1 protein-coding gene and 1 pseudogene are annotated in these 1735 nt (G+C 65.9%); both read left to right on the top strand.

What is annotated here, in order from left to right; translation table 11 throughout:
* Positions 1–370, top strand: a pseudogene (locus RHBS_RS27515) (NlpC/P60 family protein); the annotation flags it as partial.
* A gap of 76 nt (positions 371–446) precedes the next feature.
* The coding region (locus RHBS_RS27520; RefSeq protein ID WP_374700681.1) for an AAA family ATPase at positions 447–1735 on the top strand (1289 nt) is incomplete at its 3' end.

Consider the following 1735-nt stretch of genomic DNA (forward strand, 5'->3'; position numbering starts at 1 on the left):
CGTACTCCTGGGGCGGCGGCGACGAGAACGGGCCGACCAAGGGCATCAGGGACGGCGGAGTCGCAGACAGCTACGGCGACTACAACAAGGTCGGCTTCGACTGCTCGGGGCTGATGATCTACGCCTTCGCAGGGCTGGGTATCTCGCTGCCGCACTACACCGGCTATCAGTACACGGCGGGCAAGCAGGTGCCGTCCTCGGAGATGAAGCGCGGCGACATGATCTTCTACGGACCAACGCCAGCCAACACGTCGCGCTGTACCTCGGCGACGGGAAGATGCTCGAAGCCCCGCAATCGGGTTCGGTGGTCAAGGTGTCCGACGTGCGATACAGCGGAATGACGCCGTACGCCGTGCGCATGGTGTCCTGAGCGCGGATCCGGCGCGCGCGTCGGGGGTGCCTTTCGGCGCGCATCCCGATCACCTGGAATAGTTGATTGCGGCGGTATGAAACGTGCCCGACGACGATCGACTGAAAGCGGTGAATTCTTGGTGACATCACGTGACGGCCGGATTTCGAACGACGAGGGGTCGACGCGAGTCGAGTCTCCGACTCCGAATCCACCGGGTGGGGAGCCGAAGCGGGTGGACAGTCCGGCCCTGGCCGAGGACGTCCAGCTTCTCGAGAAGGCCGTGTACGAGGTCAAGCGCGTGATCGTCGGTCAGGATCGGCTGGTCGAGCGCATTCTGGTGGGGTTGCTCGCCCGCGGACACGTGTTGCTCGAGGGTGTACCCGGCGTCGCCAAGACCCTTGCGGTCGAGACTTTCGCACGGGTGGTGGGTGGCTCGTTCTCGCGAGTTCAGTTCACTCCCGACCTGGTACCCACCGACCTCGTCGGCACCCGCATCTACCGTCAGGGCCGTGAGGAGTTCGACACCGAACTCGGACCCGTCGTGGCCAACTTCGTGCTGGCCGACGAGATCAACCGTGCGCCGGCGAAGGTGCAGTCCGCTCTGCTCGAGGTCATGGCCGAACGGCATGTGACCATCGGCGGCAAGACCTTCCCGATGCCCGATCCGTTCCTGGTGATGGCAACGCAGAACCCCATCGAGAACGAGGGTGTGTACCCCCTTCCCGAAGCACAGCGAGACAGGTTCCTGTTCAAGATCGTCGTCGACTATCCGACGGTCGAGGAGGAACGCGAGATCGTCTACCGCATGGGCATCAAGGCCCCCGAACCCAAGCAGATCCTCGACCCGGTCGAGTTGGTTCGCCTGCAGAATCTGGCCGGCTCGGTGTTCGTGCACCACGCACTCGTCGACTACGTGGTCCGGGTCATCGCTGCTACCCGTACTCCCGAGCAGTTCGGTATGGACGACGTGGCCAGCTGGATCGCCTACGGAGCATCGCCGCGTGCGACGCTCGGCATCATCGCGGCCTCCCGCGCACTGGCTCTGCTCCGGGGTCGCGACTACGTCGTTCCCCAGGACGTACTCGAGGTCATTCCCGACGTGCTCCGGCACCGTCTCGTGCTCTCCTACGACGCGCTTGCCGACGAGGTGACGCCCGAGACGGTCATCTCCCGGGTGCTGCAGACCGTCGGGTTGCCGCAGGTGTCGCCGCAGGCGGTACCGGTGCCGCAGAGCAACGGAGCGGGCCCGGACGGGCAGCACTTCGACGGACATCAGCCGCAGGGGCCCTACCCGACCCAGGGGCAGTTTCCGGCACCCGGCCAGTTTCCCGGCCAGGGCCAACCGCCTGCGCCCCAGCAGCCCCGGCCCTCAGCAGCCCCGGC

The sequence above is a fragment of the Rhodococcus sp. BS-15 genome, from assembly GCF_000813105.1.
Taxonomy (GTDB): domain Bacteria; phylum Actinomycetota; class Actinomycetes; order Mycobacteriales; family Mycobacteriaceae; genus Rhodococcoides.